General features: G+C 60.4%; 3 protein-coding genes. All 3 read right to left on the reverse strand.

Going from position 1 to position 3,576, the window contains the following annotated elements:
- Positions 1–2,112: hypothetical protein (locus JI739_RS24245; RefSeq protein WP_201686598.1), on the reverse strand; the 2,112-nt coding region annotated here is incomplete at its 3' end.
- Complete coding sequence (locus JI739_RS24250; RefSeq protein ID WP_201686599.1) at positions 2,105–3,205, reverse strand: hypothetical protein; 1,101 nt, start codon at positions 3,203–3,205, stop codon at positions 2,105–2,107. The genes JI739_RS24245 and JI739_RS24250, both read right to left, overlap by 8 nt.
- Before the next feature lie 4 nt (positions 3,206–3,209).
- On the reverse strand, positions 3,210–3,576 hold a 367-nt coding region (locus JI739_RS24255), incomplete at its 5' end, for an SPM autocatalytic domain-containing protein (RefSeq protein WP_494338075.1).

Here is a 3,576-nt window from a genome sequence, read left to right on the forward strand (position 1 = left end):
ACTGACGCCCGGAACCGGGTCGGAGCGGTACAGGTTGCCGTCGGCGTCATAGGTGTTGCGCCTGGTGCCGGACACCGTGGTGACGGTCTCCACCCGGCTGACGCCGTTCTCGTCACGGAAGTAGGCGGTATTCACCCGAGACTGCTCGCGCCCCCGATCGTCGTAGCGGACGACTTGAATGCCGTCCCCAGCGGTCGGCGCCGTGACCTCGCGGCCGACCAACTCGCCGCTGGTGCCCATGGTCAGCACCTCCCGCCGGCCATCCGGATAGTCCAACGTGATGACCGAACTGCGCCCGCCCTCGTGATCGAACACCTGCATGGAGGCGACCGGCCCTGCGGGGGTCTGCACTGTGGCGCGCAGGTGCCCCTCAGGCGTGCGATTCAAGCGCGCGATTTCTGCCGGTGATTCGTTCTCGTTCGCTAGCGCGGGCTTCCATGACGGGATGGCTTGCATGCGCCCTGCACCCGTGGGGTGGAAGACGTTCGAGTCGGCCGCGAAGAACCCCTCGACAATGGTCTGCCGGTTTCCCCGGTACTCCGACATCTCGATAGTGCCTGCTTCGGTCTGGCGGTACACCTGCCAACCACCGCCGCCTACCGGTCGCAGGCTATCGCCTGCCACCAGCGGCACCGCCGACATCGTGAGGTTGCCTTGTGCGTCCACCCCCCGCACATACAAAACGCCGCCCCCGTCTTTGCCAAGAATGGCTAAACCGGAGAGCGGATCCGACACGACGGAATCGCCGTTCGGGTGAATTTCCTCGGTTAGACCGCCGCCATACCGCACGATGCGTATTCCGGTTTGCGGGTCCCTATCGACGACAACGCGCCACCCCATCGAGTGGGCCGTGCTCCCGACGGGCGTCACGTCCTCCCTCACGTAGCCCGGCCGAAGCTGCGCATGAACCGGCTCCACTGTGTTGCTCGACCCCATCGCCTGTCCGCTCAGGTAGGCCAGGGTCATGCTTTGCAGGAACACCGGCACATTGGCAAATGGCAGCAGCCGCAACAAGCCTTCGCCAATGCCTCCTAGCGCCAGGGCGATCGGCTCTGGCACGCCCAAGTAATTGGTCAGCAACTTTCCGAAAGCACCTGCCGCCTCACCGGGCCTGGACATCAGCAGGGCCGCGTAACCAGCCAACGCCAGCGAGACATCGTTGTTTGCGATCGGCAGAAAGCCCGCGATGTCGCGCATCCGTGCGCTGAGGGTCGGGTGGTCCAGGGACTGGAGGTCGTATTCGGTGAGTTGGGTGAGGTCTCCCCCAATCAGATCGAGGCCCTCGGCGACACCGAAACTGATCCGGTGGAGTCCGGCCAAGTCTGTTGTAGCAACGACTGGCAGTCCCCAAATGCGGCCGCCACGATCTCCGCCCAGCAGGGAGATCAGGTCAGGCTTGTCGAGCAGCGGGTTGTGAACGACGACGCTGTGAAGATCGGACGCGGAGTTGAACTCAGCGATTTGTTCGGGCGACAGACCGACGGAAGGCAATGCATATTCGGTACCAAACCCGTTGATGGACACAGCGGAGACCTGGTCTGCACGTAAGTCAAGGCTCGGAATGTTTCGGCCGCCAAAGGAGCCTCCAAAAATGCTCAACGCGGCAGCGATCGGGGCTGAAGCACCACCAAGACTTTGCCCCGCCCAAACCACCTGAGAAATATTCGTTGATCCTCCCGCCTCCGTCAGAATTGCCTCAAAGTCAGACCTAAATCGGTCTGACAGCAGCAGTTCTGTTGCATGACCTGCTCCAAGGTTGATTAGGTCTTCTCTAGTGTCCGGCTTATCTTTTGGGAGTCCATTAGTCCCGGCCAAACCAACCAGTATTTGCCGGGTCCGTGGGTTGTATGCCATTAAAGCATCAAGCCCCGAATCAACTACCTTATAAATGCCTCTGACTACGAAACCTGACGGTAATTCGATATTCAGCGACCGCGCTCCGGGAAGAGCAGCAAGCGCGGTATCTGGGATGTACGCTAGCGGCTGCCCCAAGGTCGGTCCACCGCCATTGTTTAGCGCGTAGGCAGTCTCAGACAGAGCGATCCCGAGACGCAGCAAGTCAGCCTCTTCGGGAAGAGGATTGCGGTTGGACGGAAAGTTCAAGTCAGCCACCAAGTTTCTCCTTACAGACATTCAAAACTGTCGGTCGCAATGGAAGCCGAGCATTAAAGGGATCCCCAGCGCGTCGTACATAAAAGATTCGACAGCCGTCTTCTGATACAGCCACTCCAGGCGGATGCGGTACTGACGCATCGTCGATTCGGCGCAGCACACCTGACTTCCCCTGCAAGTACAACCCCTGCACTCGCCAAAGAGCTCGCCAAGCCACGAAATTCCAGAGGAGCCCATCTCTCGTAGCCGTGGTGTACCCCCCTCCAGCAGTGGGGCCAAGCGAGGAGAACAGTGCTGGCGGCGGAATTGCCGTGTGGCGGCCATCGGGCCAAACCACGCGTGTCACCTCTTGAGGTCCTCTGTCCACAAGGTACGCATCAATCCACCGCAAGTAGGTAAGTCGCGTAAGCATGAAGAATCCAAGATCAGGCAGTGCCATCACTTTTGAGGAATCGTTCTCGTAGAGGCCATACAGCGGAACTCCATCTGATTGTGCAAGCATGGTTCCACGGGGAACGCGTAGATAGCCATGCCCGGGCAGCAGCGAGATGCGTGTTGTATGGTCCATACCTCTGTCGGTTGAGACAATAGGATTCAAATCGCAACTGAAGCTGATTATTTTCTTGTTCTCAATGTCCGGCAGCGCCTCAAGCGTGGAACCAAATCGCCCGGCAACTAACCGTTCCCTAGGACCATCATGGCCGCCTGCATTCGGTTTGAAGGGGGCGCTAATGATCATTCGCCCCGGGGAGTAACAGAGCAAGTTACCCCTGTATGGCGTCTCTTCGATGGTCCTCGTACTGATGCGAAGGAGAATCACCTTTGGCAGCTCTCCAGGCTGCGCCTTCCACACCCCGGGGATTTCAACAGTCGAATAGATCACCCGATCCGAATCCATCCATGCAGCAATCCCTCCAGCCGGGAAAGCAAGCGGCAATGAAATGCGGTTCATTTCAAGCGATACATCGACGAAAAGCGTTCTCTCCTCTGGCGTGAAGTCGAGCGGTCGCCCGGCCCGCGCGCTCTCCTGCTGCCCGCCGGCACAAGAGATCAATGAACAAGCCAGCAATGCGACGAGTAGACGTTGGCGCATGTGGTCAGGCCTCCAGGCAAGCGCACGCGCATGCGCGTCGCTGCACCACCTGCCCGGCGTCGCCCGGCAACGCAAGCCAGCGTGTGTTGTTGCCGTCCTGGTCCAGGTCTTGCCAGACGCGCAGGTGGTTGAACACCGGGTCTTGCACGTCGATGCGTCCGTCTTGATTGGCGTCGTAGGCGGCGAGGATGCGCAGCCCCTTTCCCGCATCGGCGATGAGGGGGTTGGAGAACAGCTCGCGGGCTCCGTCGACGCTCCCGTCGACATCGTGGTCCAGCACCAGAAAGCCATCGGACGCCGCGATCCACCCGGTGGGCTTCAGGTAGGCCTGGCCGTCCCAATCGAAACCCGCGTGCCCGGACGCCTGCGCC

The organism is Ramlibacter aurantiacus, from assembly GCF_016722895.1.
GTDB classification, from domain to species: Bacteria; Pseudomonadota; Gammaproteobacteria; order Burkholderiales; family Burkholderiaceae_C; genus Ramlibacter; species Ramlibacter aurantiacus.

Coding starts and splice junctions, on each gene's coding strand:
- JI739_RS24250 (WP_201686599.1), bottom strand. CDS start 3,205: ATGCGCCAACGTCTACTCGTCGCATTGCTGGCTTGTTCATTGATCTCT.